Here is a 24485-nt window from a genome sequence, read left to right on the forward strand (position 1 = left end):
CGGCCGATCCGCAGGAGATCATCGCGCGCACTGCATTCGGTTGACAATAGGTAACTTAAAGTTATCGGACTTTGAGGCTCTCCTTTTAGCACCGACATCTGTTAGTGCCAATAGCATATGCGAGTTCAATCAATGTGAGGATTATCTCCCTCGCCCCACCACTGCGGCTCCGAGTCAATGTCTCTTTACCTCGTGATTTGCCTGGTCACGGCAGGACGCGGAGCAGCGCGAAATACGACATGGGATGAGTCACCCGATGAGGCGGCATTAGACCAATATCTGTACGGGTTGTGGCCAACAGGCAGCTTGGATGGTTCGCCAGATTTGGCGGGTATACAGCGTTTGTGAAGGCGCGGCCGTGCCGGGAAGGTTTCAGGCCGAGTGCTCGGCGTAGTGGAGCACCGCCGCGACGAGTTGCCGCGCGGCCTCCCCGCGCAACGTGTAGGTGACCTGTCGGCCGCGACGCTTGCGCCGGATCAACCGGGCGTCCTTGAGGTAGCGCAGATGACGGGCAATGGTCGTCGGATCGGTGGACATGGCCTCCGCCAGGGATGCCGGCGTCTGTTCGCCGCCCTGCAGCAGCACGAGGATGCGCATCCGGTGCTCGTACGCCATGGCGCGCAGCACGACGACCGCGCGGTCCAGTACGGATCTCGCCTCGTCGAGGTGTGCCGCGCTCATGCCGCCAGCAGCAGCTCGGCGGTGGACCGGTGCGCCGCGCCCGCCGACCAGCTCATGGGGGCGATCTCCTTGCGTCGGAGGCGACCTGCCCGTGGTTGCGCCCCGCAGGCAGCGCGCCCAGGGCGGATATACGGAACGGTAATCGTTCTCGCTAAACATCGTCTAATAGCGAGATGACCATGCGTTCACCCGCGGTGACACACCAAATTCACTCCGAGACCGGACGGTCGACCCTCAGGCCATCGCCGCCAGTGCGGCGTGCCTGCCACAACGCCAGAGGATCCCGACCTCGCCGAATCCGGCTTCACGAGCGGCGGTGGCATGCCAGGGTGCCGCAGCGGTGAACTCGGCCGGCAGGCGTTTGTCGAAGATGGCCGCGCGGTGCGCGAGCAGCGGCCGCAGGTCCCCCACCGCTGCGATGTCGTTCCACCACTGCGCCCAGGCCAACTCCGCGGCGGCCTCGTCCGGGGCGGGATCCAGGGCGCCCATCAGCGACGGGAGCCCCTCGTCTGGCATCAGGTCCGCGACAATGAGCAGCCCGCCGGGCGCAAGGCATCGACGAGCATCGTCGTAGAACGCCCGCACCGCAGCCGGTGGTAGGTAGTGCAGGGTCATGACCACAGTGATCAGGTCATGATCGCCACCAGCACGGGACACCCAGTCGGGCGTCGACAGGTCACCCTCCACCGTGTGCACCTCGCCGGCCAGCGCACCGCGCGCCAGCGCGAGCAACACCGGATCGATGTCCATGAGAGTGATCGCGGCGGCGGGCCACCGCCGAGCCATCCGCTCGGCGAGCAGCCCGGGGCCGCCACCGAGGTCGAGCACCCGACCAGGGGGCCGGCCGTGCACCGCCTCGGCAACACGGCACAGCGTCTCCTCAAGGCTGGCGAGGTGCGGCACGAATCCCCCCATGACCTCAGACCAGGTCTCGCGCCAGCGAACGATCTGCGCAGGGTCGAGCACGACGCCGGGCACGCCGGTGGTCGCTGCCATGGATGCACTCCGGGATGATGCGCGAACAGGAAGGCCACTCGAAAACGGAAGCCATTTCCAACAGGATAGGCGATCCGATTCGGCACATCCGCGCATCGTGGCGCGTGTCGGTCAATCGTGGTCGAGCTCGCCCAGGACCGACAGGAGCCGGTCCACTTCCGCAACGGTGTTGTAGACGTGCATGCTCACCCGTACCGATGCGGTCTTCTCGCCCTGGTCGCCCTGGCAGTGACCGTCCGCGCGGACCAGAAGGCCGTGCGCGGCCAGGATGAACCCGAGGTCGTTCGAGCCGATGTCGCGGTGACGGAAGGCCACAATCCCCTGGCGCTGCTGCGTCGGGGCATCGGCGGCCAGGCTGCTCTGACAGCCCAGCACCTCAATGTTGGAGAGCATGCGTAGCCCGTCGGTGAGCCGTGCGCCGAGCGCGGTGTTCCACCGGGCGACGCGATCCAGGCCGGCGGCGTCGAGCCAGTCCAGCGCGGCGACCAGGCTGATGATGCCGCTGGTGTTGGGTGAGCCGTTCCAGCCGGTCGTCGCGTACGCCGGACCGCGCTGATTGCGCGCCCAGATCGCGCCAGTGCCTGGCAGCGCCATCGCTTTGTGCCCAGAGAACACCACGAAGTCGACGTCGGTCGTCGCGGTGGACAGCGGCAGGTGCCCCACGCCCTGCGCGGCATCCAGGCAGATCGGGACGGTCGGGCCGGCTGCCACGCGCAGCCTGTGCACGTTCATGTCGTTGCCATAGACGTGGTGCACGTGGGTCGCGGCGATCAGACGCGTGCGGTCGTTGATCATCGCCGCGAGTCGGCCAACGTCGTAGTCGTGCGCGGCGTCGTAGGGCATCGCTCGCACGCCGATCGAAGCGCCCTGGCGACGCAGCAGCTCCGCGACTTCCAGCCAGGGCGCGTTGTTGGCGGCGTGATCGGCGAACGGCACGATGACCTCGTCGCCGTCGCGCAACTGCGGCGCGAGCCAATCGCGGGCGACGGCGCGCAGACCCTCCGTGGTGCCACTGACGAAGTGCACGCCGGAACGCTGCGGCGCCGGGTCGTCGAGGAATCGGCGCAGCCGGTCGCGGGCCTGCTCGATGCGGGTGGTGGTCCGGTTCGCCCAGGGGTACGTGCCCCGGGCGGCGTTGGCGTTGCCCGTCGTCAGATAGGCCAGGACAGCGTCGAGGACCGCTTGCGGTTTCTGCGAGGTGGCGGCGCTGTCCAGGTACGCCACGTCGGGGTTTGCGGTAATCAGCGGGAACTGACCGCGCAACGTCTCCTGCCACGGGCGCAACTCGTCGAGGACATCCATGTCAGTCGCGCACCAGCTCGGCGCCGGCGTCGCGCCAGGCGATGATGCCGCCGTCGAGCGAGCGCACGTCTGGATGGCCCATCCGGGTCAGCAGAGCGGCGTAGCGGGCGGACTTCTCCCCCACCGGGCAGACCAGCAGCACCGGCTGGCGGCGACCGAACGGTAGCCCGCCGTGCAGCAGCTCGGCGAAGAGCTCGTCGACGATGTTGATCGAGCCGTCGATGTGCAGCGCCTGGTACGCGAACGGGCTGCGTAGGTCGACAACAAGCCCTCGACGCTCGGTGATCCACCGCTGCGCCTCCGCGACATCCACGGTGGCCGCCTGCCCTACCTCCGCGTCGGTCACCGTGCGCAGCGAGTTGCGCCGCGGCGCCCGGCCGAACAGCTCGGGACGCCGCTCCCGCAGATAGCTCAGGTAGCTCTCGACGCGATCACAGACGATGAAGACCGCGCTACGGCGCTCGGCGAGCTGCGCGTCGACGGCGCGCAGATGGCGTACGGCGCCCTGGTAGGCACCGCCGCCGGTCGGCCCGGCGAGCGTGCCGCATCGGCGTACCAGGGTCAGCAAACCATCGATGGCGTCGTCGGCGGTGATCGTCTCCACCGTGTCGTAGACGTCGGGGTCGAAGAGGCCGACCTCGTGCACCTCGTCGATGGTGCGGATGCCCGGGATGAAGTCGGACTTGTGCGCCACCAGCCCGACGACGCGTACGTCGGGGTTGTGCTGGCGCAACGCGGCCGCCACGCCGGTGGAGGAGCCGGCCGTTCCGATGCAGGCGATGAAGTAGTCAGGGGCTCGTCCGTCGAGGTCCTTAACGATCTCCGGGCCGGTGCCGTTCAGGTGCGCGTCGACGTTGAGCTCGTTGAAGTACTGGTCGGTGTGCAGATAGCCGCCGCCCGATCCGGCGAGCCGGTGGTACATCCTGGTCAGCGGGTCGTCGGTGTCGGTAGGGTCGAGGCACTCCGCCTGCCCGGGCAGCTCGTCGATCTCCGCGCCCAGCAGTAGCAGCAGGTCCTTGATCTCGGCGACCTTCATGCGGTTGGTGACGCTCTTGAATGTGAGCCCGTGCATGCCGGCGATGACGGCGAGGGCCTTGGCGGTGTTGCCGCTGGACAACTCGACGACGGTGTCACCGCGCTCGACGGCCTGGGTGAGCAGAGGTCGGGCCATGTTCCAGGCGGCGCGGTCCTTCAGCGAGCCAAACGGGTTGAGCAGCTCCATCTTGGCGTACAGGTCGATGTTGCGCAGACCGTGCACGGCGGGGTCGATGCGTACCAGCGGGGTGTTGCCGATGGCCTCGGTCATCGTCTCAAATCTCATGGTGCCTCCACGGGATGGTGAACGGGCCAGTACTGCTCGTCGAGGCACCACCGCCATGCGCCGTCGTCGCGGTACAGCGCGACCTTGCGGCCGATCGGCTGGCGCAGCGCCTGCGTGGCGCTGAAGTCCATCAGGTAGCCGGCGGTGTTGACGAAGGCCAGCAGGTCACCGATGCGGGGCAGGGACGGCAGGAAGACCTTGCGTCGGGTGATGAGATCCGCTTCGAGACACAGATTGCCGAACAGGTACGCCCCTGCGGGCCCCGGACCGGCCGGAGTCGTCCGGTGCACGACGACCGGGTCCATCAGGACTCCGTGCTCCTCAAGACTGACATCACGGGCGTTGCAGTCCAGGCGCACGATCGTGTCGCCGTTGGCGTCCTCGCGTACCTCGAGAACGCTGGCCAGGACCAGGCCGCACTGGTCGAGCAGGGCCCGACCCGGCTCGACGTGCAGGTCGTACATGTTGTCCAACAGCAGTGTCCCGAGTGGACGACGCTGCTCGGGCGCAGTTGTTCGCAACAGCCGATCGAGGTACGCGGGTCCGGAGATGGGCCGGTGAGCGGGGTACAGGTTCAACGAGCCCCGAACGTGACCGTTCTCGGCGCGTAACCCGTAACCGTGCCCGTTCCAGGTCAGTGGCGCCCGCCTACCGAGCACCGCCTCAGTCAGCGCGGAGGTGTACTGCTCCCACTGCGCGCCGTCAGCGAGGTAGTCGACACCGAATCCACCGCCGATGTCCACCGACCAAGGACGCAGCCCACGCCGGCGGCACTCGTCCAGGACGCCGAGGCAGCCCTCCAACGCCACAACTTTCTCCGGCAGCCCGATCGTGTCGAGGTGAAACGCCACCCCGACCAGGTCCAGGGCGTCGGCATGTTTCTCGATCACGTCGAGAACCTCACTCGCCGCAGCGACCGACACCCCGAAGCGGCTGCGCCGGCTGTTGAGCTGCACGCCCGCTGAGGTGAAACCCGACAGACGGGCCATCACCCGTACGCGCGGCAATGACCGATCCCTGACCAGAGCGGCCAGCGCCGCCAACTCAGCGACCGAATCGGCGCTGACGATGACTCCGGTGCGGGCCGCGAGCCAGAGGAACTCCTGGTTCTTCGGCCCGGTCGCCACGATCCGCTGCGGCACGAAGCCGGCACCGAGCGCGTGCTGCAGCTCGGCGAGCGACGCCACGTCGATGCCCGCGTCGGTGGCGGCGAGTTCGCGTACCAGGGCATTGGATCGGTTGGCCTTGTGCGCGTAATAGATCTGGCCGGACAGGCGATGGGCGGAAAAGACCGAGCGGAATGCGACGACGTTGCCTGTCAACTGCTGCGGAAGAACCACTCCGAGTGGCGAACCCAACGCGTCGGATAATTGCGCCAGCAGGACGGTTTCGGCGAGTGCCGACCGCAGTTCCGGACCGATTCGCGGAGACAGGTGAAGGGGCAATGCGACTCCTCACGTGAGTCGTGGTGCCACGGACGCCGCCACTCCCACCTCACCGAAAAACTCTTCGTGACGGCGGCCTGTCTCAACGTAACCGATGTTCCGACGCCCGCCAAGGGGTGGCAGATGAGCGACTGAACGCGCCACCGCCACATATACGAGTGCGCATATGTGACGGTGGCCGTCAATGCAAACGCCGACTATCCACCACACCCCGGAGCCAATGCCCACCTCCGCCCGACCGGGAGCCACCCCTTCGCCGAAAGAAACGGCTGGCGATCCTCATCAGCGCCGCCGCGGCAGCAGTCAGCGGTAAGGACCGCCCTGCAGTAGCTGTGGTCGCACCGAGCCGGTCCCTGGCCAGGTAGCGGGTCGCGCTGGCGCAGCATCCGTCCTCAGTAGTTCGAATCCTGAGCAGGACGGAGGGTGGAGTCGGTGGTCACGGTGTGGTGAGGTGAAGCCGCATGGGCGGCGAAGTCGACACCCGTGGGGAGAGCGGATGACCCAGGCGCATCGTTGGACGGCGGCCAGCCTCCTCAGTGTGCTTGCCGTAGCTCTGGTCTGGCTGGGCTGCCAGTTGGGCTTCGGGCTCGACGTGGAGACGTCGGCGACCGTGGCCGCGTTGGCGGCCGCGCTGGTCGCCGCCCCGCTCACCCAGTGGGCAAAGCAGGGGGCGGTCAAGCGTGCCCTTCCGACACCACCTGTCGACAGTGTCCGTCGGCGGCTGGAGCCGGGCGACATTCCCCGGGCCGACGGGATGGCACGGGTGTGGAACATCCCCAACCGCATCGCCGGCTTCACCGGCCGGGAACACTTGCTGACCGCGCTGCATGATCACCTTCATGCGGGTAGCCCGGTGGCGGTACTCGCCCTGCACGGCCTCGGTGGGGTCGGCAAGACCTCCCTCGCGGTGGAGTACGCCCACCGGTTCGCCGGCGACTACGCCCTGGCGTGGTGGATCAACGCCGAGCAGAGCGGCCTCATCGGCGAGCAACTCACCGCCCTCGGCCTCTCCACCGGTTGGGTCACCGCCGCACCAGACACCGCCACCACCGCCCGACAGGTCCTGCACCACCTCCGCGACAGCGACCACTGGCTGATCATCTTCGACAATGTCGAGGCGCCCGAGGACGTCGTACCGTGGCTGCCGCAAGGCTCTGGTCACACGATCATCACAAGCCGCAACCCCGGGTGGCGGCAGGTGGCCACACTTCTGGACGTGGATGTGTTCGAGCGGACAGAGTCCGTGGCGCTGCTGCGCCGACTGGCCCCCGAGCTGACCGAGGCGGCGGCCGATCGCGTCGCCGACGCTGTCGGTGACCTCCCGCTGGCAGTGGCTCAGGCAGCCGGGGTGATCGGCGAGACGGCGATGACCGCCGACGAGTACCTGCGAGAACTCGTCCAGCAGGTCGCGCAGGTCATGGCCGAGGGCAAGCCCCCGTCCTACCCGATGACACTTGCCGCAACGGTGCAGATCTCGCTGGACCGGCTGACCGCCAAGGATCCGGCCGCGGCACAGTTGCTGCGACTCTGCGCATTGCTCGCACCGGAACCCGTACCCATGGAGATCTTCACCGCCGCCCCCGTCGGTGTCCTCTCCGAGCCGCTGGCCTCCGTCGCGGCCTCCACCATGGCGATCCGTCGGTCGCTCGGCCTCCTGGTCCGGTATGGACTGGCCAAGGTCGGGCCGGTCGGGCCACAGCTGCACCGCCTGACCCTGGCCATCGTCCGGGACCTCACCAACGATGAGACGGGGGCCGTCGCCCGAAGCCAGATCGGAGCCCTCCTCGTCGCTGCGGCACCCGGCCCCAGTCACGCGCCAACCTCCTGGCCCTACTGGGCACATTTCCTACCGCATCTCCTTGCCGTCGATCCGGGCGCCAGCACGAACCCGGACCTCCGCGATGTCGCCATCCAGGCAACTTGGTACCTGCGCGGGCGCGGCGACCTGAAGACCGGCCATGATCTCGCCGAACACCTCTACCAGCAGTGGCGCAGCCGACTCGGGCCTGACGACCCGGCGACGCTACGGGCCGCGCACAGCTTGGTGGACGCTCGTTCACAGCTCGGCCACCTTCAGGCGGCCCACGAGATCGCCGAGGAGACGCTGCGCCGTCGTCGGCGGGTGCTGGGCGACGACCATCCGGACACGCTCAACTCAGCCTGCACCCTCGGGCTGTGTCTGTACCGGCTTGGGGTGTCCGCACCAGAGACCTCCCCACCGTTCGAGCAGGCGCGGGCACTGCTGGAGGACACGCTGTCGCGGTTGCGGGTGATGTTCGGCGAGGACCGAGGGTTGACCTTGGGCGCCGCCCACAACCTCGCGCTGACCCTGGGGGCGCTGGGCCGTCACGAGGAGGCGCTAGCCCTGCACCGGGACACGGTCGCCCGCCGCCGTCGTGTGCTGGGCGAGGACCATCCACACACGCTGCTCTCGGCCGGCGACCTCGCCGAGGAGCTCGCGGCGTCGGGGCATCCCGCAGAGGCGCTGGAGTTGCATCGGGACACCCTCGCCCGTCAGCGACGGACGCTCGGAGATGACCACCCGTACACAATGCTGTCGGCCACTCAAACGGCGGCCGTCCTGTACCGCCTGGGGCACACGGCGCAGGCGCTCGTCCTCGGCCAGGAAACGCTTGACCGCAGGGTACGAGTGCTCGGCCCGCACCACGTCGACACCAGGCGCTCCGCGCGGTCGGTCAGTGCACACCTGCGTGCGCTGGGACGGGCTCGCCAGGCGCGAGAGATTGACGCCCGCTTCCTCTCGGTCGGGGACGGAGAGTCAGGAGCCGGCTTGGGAGGATCGTCGTTCCGGGATACGGCGGAGAGCACCCCTGCCTGACAAGACGAGATGACGTGCCGTCGCCGACGACCCCCCACTCACCTCAGGTCGCCGCTGCGAGCCAATCATTGACATTCTTCTCGACGTCGCCGATGGGTATCACCGCCGTATCGATCACGAACTCGATCTTGCCGCCCGAGACGCCATTCCGGACACCGACCACGGCTGTCGCCAGATCGCCGGTGCCGTCGAGCACCCCGCGAACTCCACGCCGGATCGAGAAGCTGATGACGTCTGCCTTGGGGACGGACCGCACGCTTCCCAGGCCGGAGGTCCTCCCGATCGCCGCCATCAGGCCCGAGATCAGCCCGAGCTTCTTGCTGGACTTCGGCTGAACCACGAGAACGCGGTCCGGTGCGAAAACCAACACGTCGCGCGTGTCGCTGTCAAAAACCTCTCGCAGGCGGATCGGCGCCAGACTCGCACATCCTGCCAGAGTTCCGATTTTCTTGTTCCAGTCTTCGGTGCCGATCAACTGCTCGACAACAAACCAGGTTCGGCCTTTATTCACTGGTTTCCTCTCGGCTTATGATTGGCAGGCAGGCGCAAATCCGGTCGAAGACGCTGCCCGCAGTGACGCTATCTCCGCATCGATTGTCGCGGTTGCAAGAAAGATCGACATAGGACTTTCGGACAGCATCGGGAACACGACTGGACGCCCCGGGCCAGGCAAGTTCGCGGACAAGCCGACTCTCGGGCAGATCACGGCACTCGGCTTCGAGGAATGCCATCCACATGACGAACCGATGAGCGACACCGCGCCGAACCCCTCGCCAGCCAGACGTGAGCATTGCTCAGGAGTCACCCTCTCCAGCGGCCTTTCCTGGAGCGCGGAGGCGGTTCGGAGGGCTTGCTGCGCGGCGGCAGGGGCGGTGGGGCCGCGGAAGAGGTGGGCGGCCGCTGGGACGAAACCGGAGTCTGACCCAGCGAGCCGCCCAGGTCGTCGTCCTCGTCCAGAAGATCGTCGGCGGGTGTCGGAGTGTCGCTGCTGATTCGCTGATCGTCGGACATTTGCCGCCTTCGAGAGCTATGGACAGCACGGTCATTCGACCCTACTGTACGTCACATTGTGAGTCGCTGATGTGGAGTGCGGATGCCCACAACGATCGTCGGCCTGTTTCTCACCATCGTCTTCGCGCTTCCCGGTTACGTGTACCACAAACTCATGCTCCGTCGGCGGCCCGAGAGAGTGGACACCGCTGTCCAGGAATTACTCTCCATCGTGTTTGCCAGCGTCGCCATCGACCTTGTCGCCTTTGCCACCCTGGGCCTGGTGACCGTCGTGGATTCACTACGCACCCCGAACCTTTCCATGATCCTGCTCGACCCGGCGCAGTACAGCGCCGCGCATCTCGCCCTCGTCACCTGGTGGCTGCTTGCCTTCCTCGGACTGGCCATCGCTATCGCCATCTTGTTCGGGCTGGAACCATGGGAGAAGCGCCTGCCGGCCCGATGGTTGAGCCAGCGCCGCGATCGTGCGCGCCGCGTCCGCGAGCAGCAGTCAGCGTGGTGGCTGCTGTTCCACGAGCATCCTGAGTCGACGATCCACGTCGGCTGCGCACTTGACGACGGCACCTATGTGGCGGGCCGGTTACACAGTTACAGCAAGGCTCCGGTGGAGAGCGGGGATCGTGAGCTCACCCTGAGTGGTGAGATCCTGTACCGGGCGGCGGAGGATCCGGACGCCGTGGTCCTCCCGTCGGTCAACGCCGTGTCGGTGAGCGCTCGCCGCATCGTCCTACTCACGGTCACCTACGTGGTGCCCGATCCGGCAGTGCCGCCTACTACCGGACCGCCCGCAGGAGCGTCATCGTGACCGCAACGGTGCCGGAGTCGTGGGGCGCCTACCAGGTGAACCATGTGGTGTCGGGCGCACTCGCCGTCGCGCGCAGCCGCGCGGCTTGTCGCGGAGAGCTCGCACCCCGGCTCTCCGACGTCGCAATCGCGGTCCTGTCGGCGCCGGGCAGCCTGGCGAGTGCGGCACTGGCAGCCGTCGGCATCCTGCCGCGCGGCCTACTCGACGCGTGGTCCTCGCCTGATGAAGCACAGTTCGGCCCGGAGGCCCGCAACGAGCGGATGAAGACCCTCCTTGCCCGCGCCGACGGGGAGCGCCGACGCGCCGGAGACGACGTCATCGGTTCGGTACACCTCACCGCAGCGCTCGCGGGCTTGGACGACGTCGAACTGGCACCGCTGCGCCGCGCAAGGATCGATCTTGACACTTTGCGTACGGGGGTCGCGCGCGCCAGCCGGAACATGACGTCAGAGGACCGTGCGTTCGCGCCGTCACCGGTGCAGCAGGTGTTTCTCGCACCGGAGACACCCGAGATCACCGAGTTGCAGACCAGAACGAATCGCAGCCGGTCGGCCGTGGTCAAACGGCTCCTGGACACCCGGATGCCGGCGGGCTCCAACGCCACATCGTCTCCGTACGGCATGGTCCGGTCCAGGCGCTGGGCCCGGTTCCATTTGGCCCACCAAGCGTTGGTGATCGCCACTCTGCTCGTCGCGCTGCGTTACGGCATGGATTGGTGGCTATACCTGGTTCTGGCACCCGTGTTCGGCACGCCGACAAATCTGCGGACGACGATATGGTTGGCGTTTACCGCAGTCGCGCTGGTCCTGTGCCCCACGCCGGTGGCGATCGCTCTCGTCCTGACGGTCGCCGCCGGAGCTGTCAGCTCGTGGTACGAGCTCTGCATGAAGCGGGTCGACCTCGGCAAGCCCGAGACCACCCTGCGTGACATCCGCCGCGCGACCAGGAGTGCCGGGGAGAGCATGCTTCGGCGCAGGCTGGGGGTTGACGATGGGGACTGACCGGCGGGCAGCTCTTCCCGACGCCGAGACGGAGGCAGCGGATTGGCTGCGGCAGTACGCCGCCCGGGGACGCGAGCTCGACGACTTGTCCACGTACGTCGATGTCGTGATCGCCGCACGCTCGTCGGGGCTCCTGCACGCGGTGGAAACCCTGTTGCAGGCGCTGAGCGCCCGTCGCACGATCCGGGCAGCGCGAACCGGCCGGCGTGTTCTCGGCTGGTTCCAGTCCGACTGGGTGCGGCCTCTGCTCGGCACCCTCGCAGCGCCAGCGCTGTACCGGATCGGCACCGCGCTGGGCGTATTGGCGGGCCTGGTTCTGCTCCTACGGCCGATCGATGACCGTGCTGCGGTCCAGTTGGCGATTCTTGCGGTGGCGCTCCTCTTCGTCGGCCGGCGCGACCGGCCATCGGTCGTCCTCGTCGTTCTGACGGTGGCCGGTGCGGTTTCTGTCGACCCCGGCGGGTGGTGGTATTGCCTACTGGCCGTCTCGCTCCAGTGGCTTCTGTTCCTCTACCGCGACGTGGCACGGATGCTCAGACAGCCATGGTGGGCTCGGGGGCCGATCCTCGGCATGGTCCCGCTGCCGATTCGGATCCGCTTGCTGGTCACCGGACGCTCCACCCGGCTGGCCAACGCCGTCGACCTCGCCACCTCTGCCCGGGCCGGTGTGGCAGAGCCGTTCGTGGCGCGCTGCGACGATCTGCCGGCAGCCGTTGAGCCGATGGTGGAGATCTGCCGATCCCTGCTCGCACTCGACAAGGGCGACATCGAGGACGCTCTCGCCCTCGCCGCGCGGGCGACCGCTCGGGAGCGCCCGATGCCGGACACGGTCCGCGGGTGGTGTCTCGCCCAGCTCGCGAGTCTGCTGGCCGTCACCGGCAACCCGGAGGCCGGGCGGTGGCGGCGGGAGGCGATCGAGTTGCTGACGCCGCGATCGTGTCGCCGGTACTCCCGTGAGCTGCTGCTTGCCGAGGCGCAGCAGTACGTCGTGGCGGCGCCGTTCGAGGAGGCCATCCGCCTGATACACCACTACCGCCTGATGGCCGTCCGACGTCGCCAGTTCGATCTGCTGCATCTCACCGAGATGTGGCTGGTCCGGCTGATGATTACGCACGGCTTGCTGGAGGAAGCCGCCGTCAGCTTGGAACAGCTGGTCGGTGGCGAGGACGGGCGAACCGCGATGTTCAGCAGTCGAGACGAGACCGCGAACGACCTGTTGCTGCGGGCCAGTGTGCAACTCCAACGCCAGGACCGTGCCCGGCTCGACCCGCGCCGAGACGTGGTCACCGCGCTGGCGATGCTCGACGCCGGCACGCGGCCGCTCGCGGCGACGACCGGGCGGCTGTTGCTGGCCAAGCTGGACGATGCGGCCGGGGAGGGCACGACCGCCCTGATCCAGGCCGGATCGGCCCTGACCGCCGCGCAGCACGGGCGGTACATGCTGCCGTCGGCAGCCTGGCGTGACTCATGGAGCCGGACTCAACTCGACGCGCACAGCACGACCCTGGCGATGGCCAGCGCGGGCGGTGACAGCGCCCTGGTTGCGGAGATCATCGAGCTGACGCGGGGAGAGGTCCTGCCCGCGGTGGCCGACGCGCGTACCCTCTCGGCTCTTGCCGCTCTGGACGCTACCGCAGACGACGTCGAGCATGTCGGCGGCGCGGATAGCGCCGAGGTCGCCGAGGAAGTCGCCACAGTGGCCGCGTTGCAGGGGTTGAGCCCGGTACGGCAGCCGCCGCGGGTGCGCATCGGGTCCAACCTGCGGCTGCCCAGCCTGGACCCGAAGATCGCCGAGATCGGCTTGGACCGCGAGCTCAGCGCCATTGGACCGCGGACGTGGTACTGGAGCGCCGTCACCGTCCTCGACGACTGCTACTGGGCCGTGCGTGACCCGGCCGGTCGGTGGAGCCACGGTCGCATCCCCCTCTCGGAGGGCACGCCGGCGGCGGCCGCGTACGGTGATCTGCTCGACGCCCTGCCGTTCAGCCGTCCCGGCGAAGATGCCGAACAGGTCCGCGACCGCGTCGTGGCCGGCGCGTTGGGTCGCTCGGCCGGACCGCAGGCGGAACTCGATCTACTCGCCCGGGTCGCGGCTGCCTTCCTGCCCCGGCCGCTGGCCGAGGGCCTGCACCGCACGGCGGGCGACGCCACGCTTGTCGTTTCGCTGCCGACCGCGCTCGGGCATCTGCCCGTCGCAGGGCTACCGCTGGCACCTCACCGCGACCTGCGAGTCATCGAACGCGCGGCCGTTGTGCACATGCCGTCCTGGGGTGTCGTACACGCGGCGCGCAGATCGCGCACCGGCCCGACGCCGGGCGGGTGGCCAGCCCGGCTGGCGATTGTCGCCCCGCACGGCGACGACGACATGCGGGTCCTCGAACGTCCGGAGGGTGTCGACCGAATCGTCCGTGGCCCGCTGACCAAACAGCAGTGCCGCGACCTGCTACACGCCATGAACGAGGACCGTGCCTGGCTGCTGACCCTGATCGGCCACGTCGACGCGGTGCCCGGCAACACGGCGGCTGGCGGGCTGCGTCTCACCGCTGCCGAGCCGGGCCCGGTAGACCGGCTCACCATGAGCGATCTGGTCGGCACCGGGGCCGGCAACGAGGGCGGTGGCTCCGGAGATGCGGCCAACCGGGCCTTCGATATGCCGGAGCGGGTCGTACTGATCGGCTGCGGCAGCATCGGCATCGGGCCTCCGCCGAGCTTGATCGCGGGACAGACTCCGGCGAGCGAGTGGCTCGGCCTCGGATCGGCGGTCGTCCTGGCCGGCGCCTCCCACGTGTGCTGCGCCCTGTACACCGTCTACGCCAGCACGCACCTCAAGCGGATGACCGACGGGCTCATCGCGGGCCTCTCGTCCGGCACGGCGCCAGTGAGCGAGCTGCGCCGGGTGCAGTTGGCCGAACTCGCCCGCTGGCGCGACGGGCAGCGCACCTACCCCGTGCTGTGGCTGGCGCTGGCGTACGTGGGAACAGGGTGGGTCACGCCGTGATCATCCTGTCGTACCTGGTGCGGTGGCTGCCGCTGCCCTTGCTCGCCGCCGCGTGTCTCCAGAACCTGGGCTGGTGGCGCGCTGGCGTCGTCGTGCTGGTCTATGCGAGCGTTCCCCGGCACTGGATCGTCGGCCTGCTGGTGACTGCCGCCAGTCTGATGTGGCTGGAGATTCCCTATCGGTACCTACTCTGGGCCGCCGCCTGCCGCCTGGGGTGGGACCTCGGGTTCAAGGCCGTCTTCGCGCGGTGGGCACGCGCACGCAAACGGCGCATCACGCTACCGCCCGCGGCACCTCGCCTGCGCTGCGGACACGGCCTGGCTGAGCGCATCGAAGCCGCCGACCGGCTAGCCGGCATCGGGCTCGCCGACGGGGCGACCGACGGCTATCTCGCGATCATCGCTGACCATCCAGCCGAATCGTCGTGCGATCGAACTCTCCTGCTCCGGACGGCCGAGGCGGCCCGGTCCGCTGGTGACTGCACGCTCGCGGCCGAGCTAGGCGCGGCCGTGCTGCGCGGAGTGCCCCGCGATCCGACCGGCCGGCTAGCGGTCATCGCCGTACGCGCCCACGCCACCCGGGCGGCCGCGTACGCCGAGCTTGGCGACCTCGACCAGGCAGCCCGTAGCCTCCGCCAAGCCCAGCGCCTCACGCAGGCGAACCGGGCCACCGAGCGGTACGTGCGGTGGACAGCGGCGCAGATACGTCTGGCAGGCCGCCGGATCAGAACCCCGGACGAGCTCACCAGAGAGCTCGCCGATGCCCTCAGCGAGCAACAACTGACCCTACGGGAAGCCCTCGAACGGCATCGGCTGACGCTCTCCGCGGCCTGGCGGCTGCTGGCGGCCGGTGACGGGGAGGGCGCCGAGCGTGCCTTCTTCTCGGTACGCCATGAGCTGGAGCTCGACGCGGCGGAATTCCGGCGTTCGGACGGCGCCGTTCGGGTTCCGCCCCAGCACCAGTACGCCTGGCGATTGTTCACCCTCGCCGTCGCCGGGGAGGTCGCAGCGGTGCTGGCCAGAGACGAGGAGCTCTCCGCCGAAGACAGTGCGGCGGCCGACCTCGCCACCAACCTGGCCTGGTACCTCGACGAGAACCTGACCGGCGCACGGATGCTGCTGATCCGGGCGCAGTTCGAGCACCGCCACGGCAGGGACGCCAAGGCCGCGGAGAGGCTCCAGCGGGCCCGGCGCTTCGCCGATCTCGGGCTGCACACCTTCACCGACCATCGCCGGCAGGTGGAATGGCTGCGCCTGCGCCGGCAGATCGCGGCCACGTCACAGAGCATCTCCGGCAGCACGGAGCCGCCGATCAGCTCGCCGTGGCCGGTCACCGCGACAGAGCGCGAGCAGGCTGCGGGTGCCCACGCCCGAGCCGAGGCGCTGTTCGACAGATTGGCCGCCAAAGACCCGGAGACGTTCCGCGCGGCCAGGCATCGGCTCGTGCCCGGGCTCGACATCGAACCCGACGTCGAGCTGCACGATGCGGCACCGGCCGCCCGGACGGGACCGCCCGTGGCAGTGGCCGCGGACCCGCCCGCCCCGCCGAAACCGATGCCAGAGGTGGAGGCCGTCGAGCCGCCTCCGGCGGACCCGCCGTGGATGGCGTCCTTGATGGCGGCGGCCGGCGGCCGCTGCTGGACCCTGCTCCTCGCGCTCGACAAGGCCCGCGAACTTGGCCACGGTCACGTCGGGGCGGAACACCTGGTGCTCGCAGTCACGCGCGACGGCGACTGCGCCGAGATCCTCGCCGGCGTCGGCCTGGCCGCCGAGGACCTGTGGACGCTGGTCGGCTCGTGGTACCACCGATCCGAAACCACCTCACAAGCTCTCGATCCGGCACTAGCCGTCCTCGTCCGCGACGCAGCATCGATCGCGATCAGGCTCGGCGCCACCCGCGTCCGCGCCACCCACCTACTCATGGCGGTGGTCGCGAATCCGTGCGGCGCCGGCGCCGCCGTCATGCGGGCCGGCGGCGCCGACCTGGAGGAGGTCCGCGTGCGCGCCGACGCCGCATTTGCCGGGCCGGTCCTGCAGGACCGCACCGGTCCACTGTTCACCGCCGGTGAGATCGTTCACCAGCACCGGCTCACCCTGCCGGCCTGGCTCGCGATCGGTCACGCGCTGGACCTCGCGCAGGCCGGGCCGGGCCGGGTCCTCGACGTGGAACACCTCGCCGCCGGAGCCGACGCGTACCAGGGAAAGGTCCTGCTCTCCCCCGTACCCGGCAGTCGCGGCACCGTGCGGGTCAGCCGCGCGGCTCGTGCGACGCTCGCCGACGCTCGGCGCAGGGCCGATGCCGCCGGCGAATGGGGTGTCGACCTGGAGCATCTATGCCGGGCCGTGGGAGGCGAGGAACCGGCCGCCGATCCGGCGCGCGGGCCGGGCACGCGAGCAGCGTGCGAACGGGCAGCACGGCGTGGCGAGCGTTTCGTCACGCCCGAGGACGTCCGCGAGGCGTCGTCGCTCGATCGGCACGGCCTGCTGCTGCCGCCGGTGCCGGTGCTGACGCCGGCCGCCCGTCGGGCCCGAGATGTCGAGCGGAGCACACCTTGACACGATGCCGGCACGCAGGCGAGCCCCTCGAACGCGCTCGGAGTCTGCGTGCGCAGGGAAACTTCGCGGCCGCCCTGGACGAATACCTCAGTGTCCTGGCCGACCATCCGGCCGAGACGACGATGTGCCGCCGGCCGATCCTGATGGAAGCCGCCTGGCTGGCGTACGCGCTCAGCTGTTCGAAGCTGGCCCGGGTGTGCGCTCACGCCGCCTTCGAGGAGGCCGTCCTCGGCCGGGCTGAGGTGCCGCCCCTGCTGCTCATTGCCCTGGTGGATGCCTCGGACGGCGAGTGGGAGGAGGCGCAGCGTAACCTCGGCGAGGCCCGCGCACGTGCCCGGTGGAGCCCGTCGCTGCGGCGCCGCACCCACCTCGCCGCGGCGGTCATCGCTGCCTTCGCCGGCGACGAGGGCCTGGCGCTGCGCGGTGGCGACCGCCGCGAGCGCGCTTTCGCCCGGCTCGCGTGCGCCGAAGCCCTGCAGACCTGCGGCCAGGCACAGAAGGCGGCGGAGCAGTTCGCCCTCGCTCGCGCCGACTTCGAACGGCTCCGGCCGGTCCGCCGGCTACGCCGGCGAGGGCGGCCGGCCGCGCGCCGATATCCAGATGCCCTCATGGAGCTCGGCTGGGCCAGGACCGTGTCCGGTCAGGGCCCCTCGGCACCGGACGCCGCGCTCGCGGCCACGACGCTCGCGGCAAGGGGCGCCACCGACCGGGCGATGCTCCTGAAGACCGATCTCCCGGCTGCCAACCGACGTAACCCGGGTCTCTACTGGTATTCCGACAGATCCCTGGTGAAGCGCTGGAGTGACCTCGTCGGTAGTGATCCCGGCCGGAGCTGGCTGACGTCGGAAGACGCCGAGGCGCTGGTCTCACGACTGGTCGACGTATTCGGACGACTACGCGCCACCGACCCGGTCCGGTTCACCCCCGGCGACCGGCTCACGGTAGGCACACTGGCCCTCTACGGCGATCGCATGGGGTATCCCCAGCTAGCGCTGGAGGCGTCGCGGGCCGAACTGCGGATCGTCCGGTCCGAGGCCGGTACCGACGACGCGCTCGGCTGGGAGGACATGGCATGGGTGCTGCGCCGGCAGGCGATCTGCCTGCGCGACGTCGGCGTGACCCACGGCCGGATCCCCCTGCTGGTCGAGGCGGCCGAGCTGTACCGGGACAATGACACCACCGAGGCTGGCCGCGACACTGTGCGGCGGCTGGGCGAGGACGTCACCGCCATCCACCTCGCCCATGGCGACTGGGCGAGCGCGACCGCCGCGACCGTGGACTCTCAGTTCCGGCTCGCAGCCATGTCCGGCGAGGACCCGCTGCCCGCAATCGCGAGCGCCCTCGAGATGCTGCACGCCAGGTCTCTGCATGATGCGCCGCCCCGCATTACCTACGACATCAACGACGAACGCACCGAAGTGCTCAGGGTTCTGGCCGAACGTGATCCCGCGCGCTTCGCCAGCGCGTACGGCGAACAGCTGTTGACCTCGATGCACGCGCAGCCTTCGGCGACCGGCGCTGCCCGAGAGGCGCTTTCCCTTGCTCGCGGCCTCCGCAGCGACGCTGCTCTTCGCTTCCGGATCTACCGTGAGATAGCTCAACGTACGCTGCCGGAGCGGCCGGCGACGGCACTGTCCATGCTGGACGAAGCGCTCGCCGCAGGCCCACTCCCCCCGGCGGACGCCGCCGACGAGGCTGAGACACACCGACTGCGGGCCGGATGCCTTCGACTACTGGACCGCGAGGCGGAACGTATCGACGCGCTGCAGCGCGAGGCCCAGATCAAGCTTGGGTACCCCGTTAGCGCCTTCCCGCACCGACGGCTACTCGCCATCGAGGACGTGCTCTGGGATGCCGGCCGGACCGATGCCGCGCTGGCGTTGATAGACAAGGCCGTCGACGTGGTAGCCGAGGGCACCGACGCCGCCGCGATGCTCCGGCTCCGGTGGGCCGAGCGTGCCTCCGAGCTGCTGCGCGACGAGGACGCCCTCGCGGAGCTGGCAGCCGTGGCCGAGCGATACCCGCCGCTGGCGGCACGCTGCCTGGCCGCGTACGGACTGGTGCACTGGCGGGCGCAGCGGCGCGACGAGGCTATCGCCGCGTTGGACGAGTCGCTGGCGCTCGATCCCGGGCAGCACCACGCGCGTCATGTACGCGGCGTTCTCCGAACCCGGCTGGGCCACCTATTGGCCGCACACGAGGACCTGGAAGGGGCGGCACGGATTCAGCCGGAGTATTGGACGACGCGAGCCGAGCTGTCCGAAACGTCGCTGCTCCTACTCCTCGGCGACGGCGCAGTCCGTGAGGGTCATCTCGCCGTGGACCTGGGTCCGGACGAAGGGGGCGCACACGCGGCATACGGGCTGGCGCTATTGGCGACCGGCCACCGCCAGGAAGCCGTTGCCGAACTAGACGCCGCCATGGCGCTGCGCGCGACACTGCACCCCCTCGACCTGCCCCGGTTGCTGGTGGCGCGCGGCGAACCGGACGCGGCGATTCGGGCGATGCACGAAGCAACCGCATCGTCGCCGGCGCCCTACCTGGTCCGAGATGCGGCCACCCAGCTACGACAGATGGCGGCCGCCCTGCCGGAGACCGCCAACGGGTGCGAGGTCGTGCTGGAGGTACTCACCCCGGCGGGCGACTGACGCCCTGTCTGGCCTATCCCCGCCCACGCCGCTGAACATCGCCACACCTCCCGCCACCCGATCTCGCGATCGGGATCTTGACAGGACTTCGATGAGAGACGAGCATCCCTGATGGACTAGACAACGTTGTCAAAGCCGTGTGCGGCTCCGGCACGCATGGAGTGGAGCGTGATGGGCGACCCCCGTCGCGCTTCCCGCACACGGTGTCAATCGAAGGGCAGACACTGTGTCAGACACATCGGCGCGCGTGACGCATACCGCGAAACGCCGAGCCTTCGCCGCTGTCACGGCCGTGGCCGTGGCGGCGCTGTCGGCGGTCTCCGCGGGCACGCCGGCCTCGGCCGCCTCGGCTCCGCAGTTGGTCACCGACCCCGCCGCGTACGTCAACCCGCTGATCGGCTCCACGAACCTCGGCAACACCTACCCCGGAGCGGTACGCCCCTTCGGCATGCTGGCCTGGAGCCCGCAGACCAGCACCGGCAAGCAGACCTCGACCCCGGCGCCCGGTGGCTACGAGTACGGCGCGTCTCGGATCCGCGGTTTCAGCCTCACCCATCTCAACGGGGTCGGCTGCAACGGCGGCGCCGGCGACATTCCGATCATGCCGCACGTGGGTGACGTCACCTCCTCACCCTCCGTCGACACCTCCGACGCGACGTACGCGAGCAGCTTCTCCCACCAGAACGAGACGGCGCGCGCCGGGTACTACCGGGTGGGCCTCGACAGTGGCGCATCGGCGGAGCTGACCAGCACCGCGCGCACCGGCTCGGGCCGGTTCGGCTTCCCGGCCAACCAGCCCGCCAGCATGCTGTTCCGCACCTCAAACTCGGAGACCGGCAGCACCGACGCCACCGTACGGGTGGACGCCGCGGCACGGACCGTCACCGGTTCGGTCACCGCGGGCAACTTCTGCGGCCCGCACAGCGAGAACAACCGCAAGGCCCTGTACACGCTGCACTTCACCGCCCACTTCGACCAGCCCTTCGCCAAGGTCGGCACGTGGCAGGACGGCACCCTGACGCCGGGCGCCTCGACGGCTGCGGGCGGCACCGGCCTCGACGCGGGCAACCCCGTGCCGGGCAAGGGCTCCGGCGCCTACGTCACCTTCGCCAAGGGCACCACCCAGGTCGGCGTGAAGGTTGCCATCTCCTACCTCAGCTCGGACAACGCCGAGGCCAACCTGCGGGCGGAGAACCCGCAGAAGAAGACCTTCGACGCGGTCCGCGCGGAGGCGACGGCGGACTGGCAGCGCGCACTGGGCAAGATCAAGGTTGGTGGCGGCACCGCCGACCAGCTCAGCACCTTCTACACCGCGCTGTACCACTCGATGCTCGAACCCACGCTCACCAGTGACGTGGACGGCCGCTACCTCGGCGCCGACGGCAAGCCCCACCGGCTGACCAAGGGCCAGGAGGCGCAGTACGGCACCTTCTCCGGCTGGGACCAGTACCGCGCTCAGGTGCAGCTGATGACGCTGATCAACCCGAAGGCGGGCAGCGACTATGCGCAGTCGCTGTTCAACTACGCCACCCAGCGTGGCGGCGAGTGGGACCGCTGGCTGCTCCAGCACGGCAAGACGAGCGTCATGTCCGGTGACCCGTCGGCCCCCGCGGTCGCCGGCATCCACGCCTTCGGCGGGCGGGACTTCGACGTCAAGGGCGCCCTCCGTTCGCTGATCACCGCGGCGACGGTGCCGAACGCCAACGACTCCGACAGCGCTGGCTGCAACGTGGCGTGCGTCGGTCAGCGTCCCGCGCTCGACAAGTACCTGGAGCTGGGCTACGTACCGGCCGACGGCTGCTCCTGCTGGGGTGGCGCGGCCGAGACGATGGAGGACGCGGTCGCCGACTTCGCGCTCGCCGAGCTCGCCGGGCAGGTCGGCGACCGGGCGAACCAGCGGACCTTCCTCAAGCGGTCGGGCACCTGGAGCAACGTATTCGACGTGACCGCGACCCCGCAGGGTGGCTACATGCGCTCCCGCAAGGCCGACGGCACGTGGGCGGACCGCACCTTCCACCCGGCGACCGAGAGCGGCTTCGTCGAGGGCAGCAGCGCCCGTTACACCTGGATGGTCTATTCCGACGTCGCCGGCCTGGCCCGCGCCATGGGCGGCAACAAGGCGGCCGAGCAGCGGCTCGACGACTTCTTCCGGACCCCGGACGGCAGCTTCGACTTCTCGGCCCGCGACCTCACCCGGTACGACCCCACCAACGAACCGGACATGAACGCGCCGTATCTCTACAACTACTTCGGCGTGCCGTACAAGACCCAGGAGACGGTCCGGGCCGTGTTGGACCAGCTCTGGAGCAACGCCCCCGGCGGCATCCCGGGCAACGACGACGCCGGCACCATGTCGTCGTGGTACGTCTTCTCGGCGCTGGGCATGTACCCGCAGAACCCGAGCCGGGCCGACCTGGTGCTCTCCGCACCGCTCTTCCCGCGCGCCGTGATCGAGGCCGGGCACGGCCGCAAGATCACGATCAACGCGCCGGACGCCTCGGCCAAGAACAAGTACATCCAGTCGGTCAAGGTGAACGGCAAGAAGTCGAACCGGAGCTGGGTCTCCGACACCCTCGTCAACAAGGGTGGCACCGTCGACTTCGCGCTCGGCGCCAAGCCCAACAAGTCGTGGGGCAGCTCCCCCGATGACGCCCCGCCCTCGTACGGCGACGGTCGGCGGCCGTACCTGACCGGTGCGAGCCTGCAGATGCTCAAGGTCGAGCCGGGCACCGCCTCGGGTACGACGTACAAGGTTCAGGCGCTCACCGACACTCCCACCGCCGTGCGGTGGAAGGTCAGCGCGCCGGCCGGGCTGACCGTCACTCCCGCGCAGGGTGAGTTCAAGCTGACCGGCGACGGTCAGGGCAGCAGGGAGCTCTCCGTTTCGGCGGCGGCCAACCTCAAGCCGGGCGCCTACGCCGTCACGGTGACCGCCACCACCACCTCCGGTACGGCGCTGCCCACCGTGCAGATCCCGGTGACGGTCGCCGTGCGCGACAGCGTGCTGTGGAACCTCAACAACAACGGCATCTCGGCCGACGACACCAACCCGCAGGCCAACTTCGACACCGGAGGGTGGAGCTACTCCGCCAAGGCGCTCGAAGCCGCCGGGGTGAAGCCGGGGTCCACCGTGTCGGTCGACGGGTTCGACTTCACCTGGCCGAACGTGGCGCCGGGCGACCCGGACAACATCCTGGTCGGCGGCGGGGGCCAGGTGCTCAGCGTCCAAGCGGCCGAGGGCGACACCAAGCTGAGCCTGCTGGGCAGCGCCGCGTTCGGTGCCACCAGCGGCACGGTGACGCTTACCTACACCGACGGCACGACGCAGGAGGCTGCCATCGGCTTCAGCGACTGGACGCTGGGCGGCGGGGGCGACCAGCCGTCGTTCGGCAACGTGACGGCGGTGCACACCACGTACCGCGATGTGCTGGGTAGCGGCATCGACCCGGTGGCCACGTACGTCTTCGCGACGGCCCCGATCGACCTGCAACCGGGCAAGCGGCTCGCCAGCCTCACGCTGCCCACCACCGCCGAGGGCGGCGTCATCCACCTCTTCGGGGTGGCGACGGCCTAACCCTGGTCCGGACCGCCGAATGACGTGCGGGCCTGCTCTGCCGCGAGGCGGAGCAGGCCCGCACTGGCATCGGATGGGTGAGGGGCTCGCGTTTCGCGGGTCGGCGACGAACGGCGGAGCATAGCGTTCGGACGTGAACGGATCACGTCTGCCTCGTCGGTTGCTGCTCACCGGGGCCGGCTCGGCCGCCGTGGCCGCGCTCACCGCCTGCCAGGCGGCCCGGTCCACCGTACCCACGCCGCAGCCGACCCGCGCGACGACGAGCGCTACGCCGGACGCGGCAGCGCTGCGGCGCAAGATCGCGAGTCTGCTCGTGGTGGGCTTCCGCGGTGACCGGGTGAACCGCGACGACTGGATCGTCAAGGCGATCAGAGACGGTCTCGGCGGGGTGATCCTCTTCGACCGCGACCTGGAGACCGACACCGCCCGCAACGTCCGCTCACCGCAGCAGGTCACCACGCTGATCCGGGACCTGAAGAGCGCCGCGTCGGGCCGACTCATCGTCTCGATCGACCAGGAAGGCGGGCGGACCGCGCGTCTCAACCCGAGCAACGGTTTCCCCGCCACCAGATCCGAAGCCGAGATCGGCGCCGAGAACTCCGCGCCGGCGACCCGCCAGTGGGCACGGGGACTCGTCGACAGCCTCACCCGGGTCGGGGTCAACCTCAACTACGCGCCGGTCGTCGATCTGAACATCAACCCCGAGAGCCGGGCGATCGGGGCGCTCGACCGCAGCTTCTCCGCCGACCCTGACGTGGTCGTCAGCAACGCCACCGAGGAGATCAAGGCGCACCGGGCCGCGAACGTCAAGACCTCACTCAAGCACTTCCCGGGCATCGGAAGCGCCGCGGGCAACACCGACTTCGAGGTCGTCGACGTCAGCTCCACCTGGCACCGCACCGAGCTGGAGCCGTTCCGACGACTGATCCGGGCTGGTCTGGCGGACTCGGTGTTGGCGGCGCACGTGCTCAACAAACAACTGGATCCGAACCGGCCCGCCTCGCTGTCGCCGAAGGTCATCACGGACCTGCTCCGCGGCGAACTCGGCTGGCAGGGCCCGGTGGTCAGCGACGACATGCAGGCGGTCGCCATCACCCGTCAGTACGGCACCGCCGAGGCCGTCCACCTGGCGTTGCAGGCCGGCGTCGACCTGCTCGTCTTCGCCAACCAACAGGTGTACGAACCGAATATCTTCACGAAGACGCTGGACGTGGTGGTCGGGCTGGTCCGCAGCGGGAAGCTGACCGAGGCGCGCATCGACCAATCGGTCGCCCGGGTCGACACCCTCCGCCCGAAGCGCTGATCCCCG

General features: G+C 69.4%; 14 protein-coding genes. 8 read left to right on the top strand and 6 right to left on the bottom strand.

Features of this window, described 5'->3' with window-relative positions; translation table 11 throughout:
* Nucleotides 1-372 precede the first annotated feature (372 nt).
* The 5 genes from IF46_RS0104520 to IF46_RS0104540 form a co-directional block, all read right to left on the bottom strand.
* A complete protein-coding gene (locus tag IF46_RS0104520; RefSeq protein ID WP_030486991.1) occupies nt 373-681 on the bottom strand; it encodes an ArsR/SmtB family transcription factor in 309 nt (102 codons plus the stop codon).
* A gap of 234 nt (nt 682-915) precedes the next feature.
* Complete coding sequence (locus IF46_RS0104525; protein WP_036391013.1) at nt 916-1677, bottom strand: class I SAM-dependent methyltransferase; 762 nt, start codon at nt 1675-1677, stop codon at nt 916-918.
* A 111-nt stretch (nt 1678-1788) separates the two neighbouring features.
* Nucleotides 1789-2901 (bottom strand): aminotransferase class V-fold PLP-dependent enzyme, encoded by a 1113-nt coding sequence (locus tag IF46_RS0104530; protein ID WP_232233930.1) that lies wholly within the window; start codon nt 2899-2901, stop codon nt 1789-1791.
* Nucleotides 2902-2980: 79 nt separating this feature from the next.
* Nucleotides 2981-4300, bottom strand: coding sequence for a pyridoxal-phosphate dependent enzyme (locus IF46_RS0104535; protein WP_030486994.1), 1320 nt, complete (start codon nt 4298-4300; stop codon nt 2981-2983).
* Nucleotides 4297-5745, bottom strand: coding sequence for an alanine racemase (locus tag IF46_RS0104540; RefSeq protein WP_030486995.1), 1449 nt, complete (start codon nt 5743-5745; stop codon nt 4297-4299). The genes IF46_RS0104535 and IF46_RS0104540 overlap by 4 nt, the downstream gene beginning before the upstream one ends.
* Before the next feature lie 496 nt (nt 5746-6241).
* Between IF46_RS0104540 and fxsT the strand changes: the two genes are divergently transcribed.
* Complete coding sequence (fxsT, locus tag IF46_RS0104545) at nt 6242-8584, top strand: FxSxx-COOH system tetratricopeptide repeat protein (RefSeq protein ID WP_051723636.1); 2343 nt, start codon at nt 6242-6244, stop codon at nt 8582-8584.
* 43 nt (nt 8585-8627) lie between these two features.
* Here fxsT and IF46_RS0104550 read toward each other — a convergent pair whose 3' ends face one another.
* The gene (locus IF46_RS0104550; RefSeq protein ID WP_157562574.1) at nt 8628-9095 is read right to left on the bottom strand and encodes a hypothetical protein; all 468 of its coding nucleotides are present in this window, start codon (nt 9093-9095) and stop codon (nt 8628-8630) included.
* Between the two features lie 582 nt (nt 9096-9677).
* On the opposite strand from IF46_RS0104550, the gene IF46_RS0104555 reads away from it, so the two are divergent.
* The 7 genes from IF46_RS0104555 (at nt 9678) to IF46_RS0104585 (ending at nt 24479) form a co-directional block, all read left to right on the top strand.
* Nucleotides 9678-10400 (top strand): DUF6338 family protein, encoded by a 723-nt coding sequence (locus IF46_RS0104555; RefSeq protein ID WP_030486998.1) that lies wholly within the window; start codon nt 9678-9680, stop codon nt 10398-10400.
* Entirely contained in the window at nt 10397-11401 is a 1005-nt protein-coding gene (locus IF46_RS0104560) for a Clp protease N-terminal domain-containing protein (RefSeq protein WP_030486999.1), read from the top strand. The genes IF46_RS0104555 and IF46_RS0104560 overlap by 4 nt, the downstream gene beginning before the upstream one ends.
* Complete coding sequence (locus IF46_RS0104565) at nt 11391-14399, top strand: hypothetical protein (protein WP_030487000.1); 3009 nt, start codon at nt 11391-11393, stop codon at nt 14397-14399. The genes IF46_RS0104560 and IF46_RS0104565 overlap by 11 nt, the downstream gene beginning before the upstream one ends.
* On the top strand, nt 14396-16954 hold the full coding sequence (locus tag IF46_RS0104570) for a Clp protease N-terminal domain-containing protein (RefSeq protein ID WP_157562576.1): 2559 nt from the start codon (nt 14396-14398) through the stop codon (nt 16952-16954). The genes IF46_RS0104565 and IF46_RS0104570 overlap by 4 nt, the downstream gene beginning before the upstream one ends.
* Nucleotides 16951-19602, top strand: coding sequence for a hypothetical protein (locus IF46_RS0104575; RefSeq protein ID WP_157562578.1), 2652 nt, complete (start codon nt 16951-16953; stop codon nt 19600-19602). Before IF46_RS0104570 ends, IF46_RS0104575 begins: the two co-directional genes overlap by 4 nt.
* 247 nt (nt 19603-19849) lie before the next feature.
* A complete protein-coding gene (locus tag IF46_RS0104580) occupies nt 19850-23176 on the top strand; it encodes a GH92 family glycosyl hydrolase (protein WP_030487003.1) in 3327 nt (1108 codons plus the stop codon).
* 133 nt (nt 23177-23309) lie between these two features.
* Entirely contained in the window at nt 23310-24479 is a 1170-nt protein-coding gene (locus IF46_RS0104585; protein ID WP_232233931.1) for a glycoside hydrolase family 3 N-terminal domain-containing protein, read from the top strand.
* Nucleotides 24480-24485 lie beyond the last annotated feature (6 nt).

This window comes from Micromonospora chokoriensis, assembly GCF_000718555.1.
GTDB lineage: Bacteria > Actinomycetota > Actinomycetes > Mycobacteriales > Micromonosporaceae > Micromonospora > Micromonospora chokoriensis_B.

Excerpts from the sequence above, each read along its gene's own strand:
- IF46_RS0104535 (WP_030486994.1), bottom strand. The coding sequence starts at position 4,300 with ATGAGATTTGAGACGATGACCGAGGCCATCGGCAACACCCCGCTGGTA.
- IF46_RS0104565 (WP_030487000.1), top strand. The coding sequence starts at position 11,391 with ATGGGGACTGACCGGCGGGCAGCTCTTCCCGACGCCGAGACGGAGGCA.
- IF46_RS0104525 (WP_036391013.1), bottom strand. The coding sequence starts at position 1,677 with ATGGCAGCGACCACCGGCGTGCCCGGCGTCGTGCTCGACCCTGCGCAG.
- IF46_RS0104520 (WP_030486991.1), bottom strand. The coding sequence starts at position 681 with ATGAGCGCGGCACACCTCGACGAGGCGAGATCCGTACTGGACCGCGCG.
- fxsT (WP_051723636.1), top strand. The coding sequence starts at position 6,242 with ATGACCCAGGCGCATCGTTGGACGGCGGCCAGCCTCCTCAGTGTGCTT.
- IF46_RS0104555 (WP_030486998.1), top strand. The coding sequence starts at position 9,678 with ATGCCCACAACGATCGTCGGCCTGTTTCTCACCATCGTCTTCGCGCTT.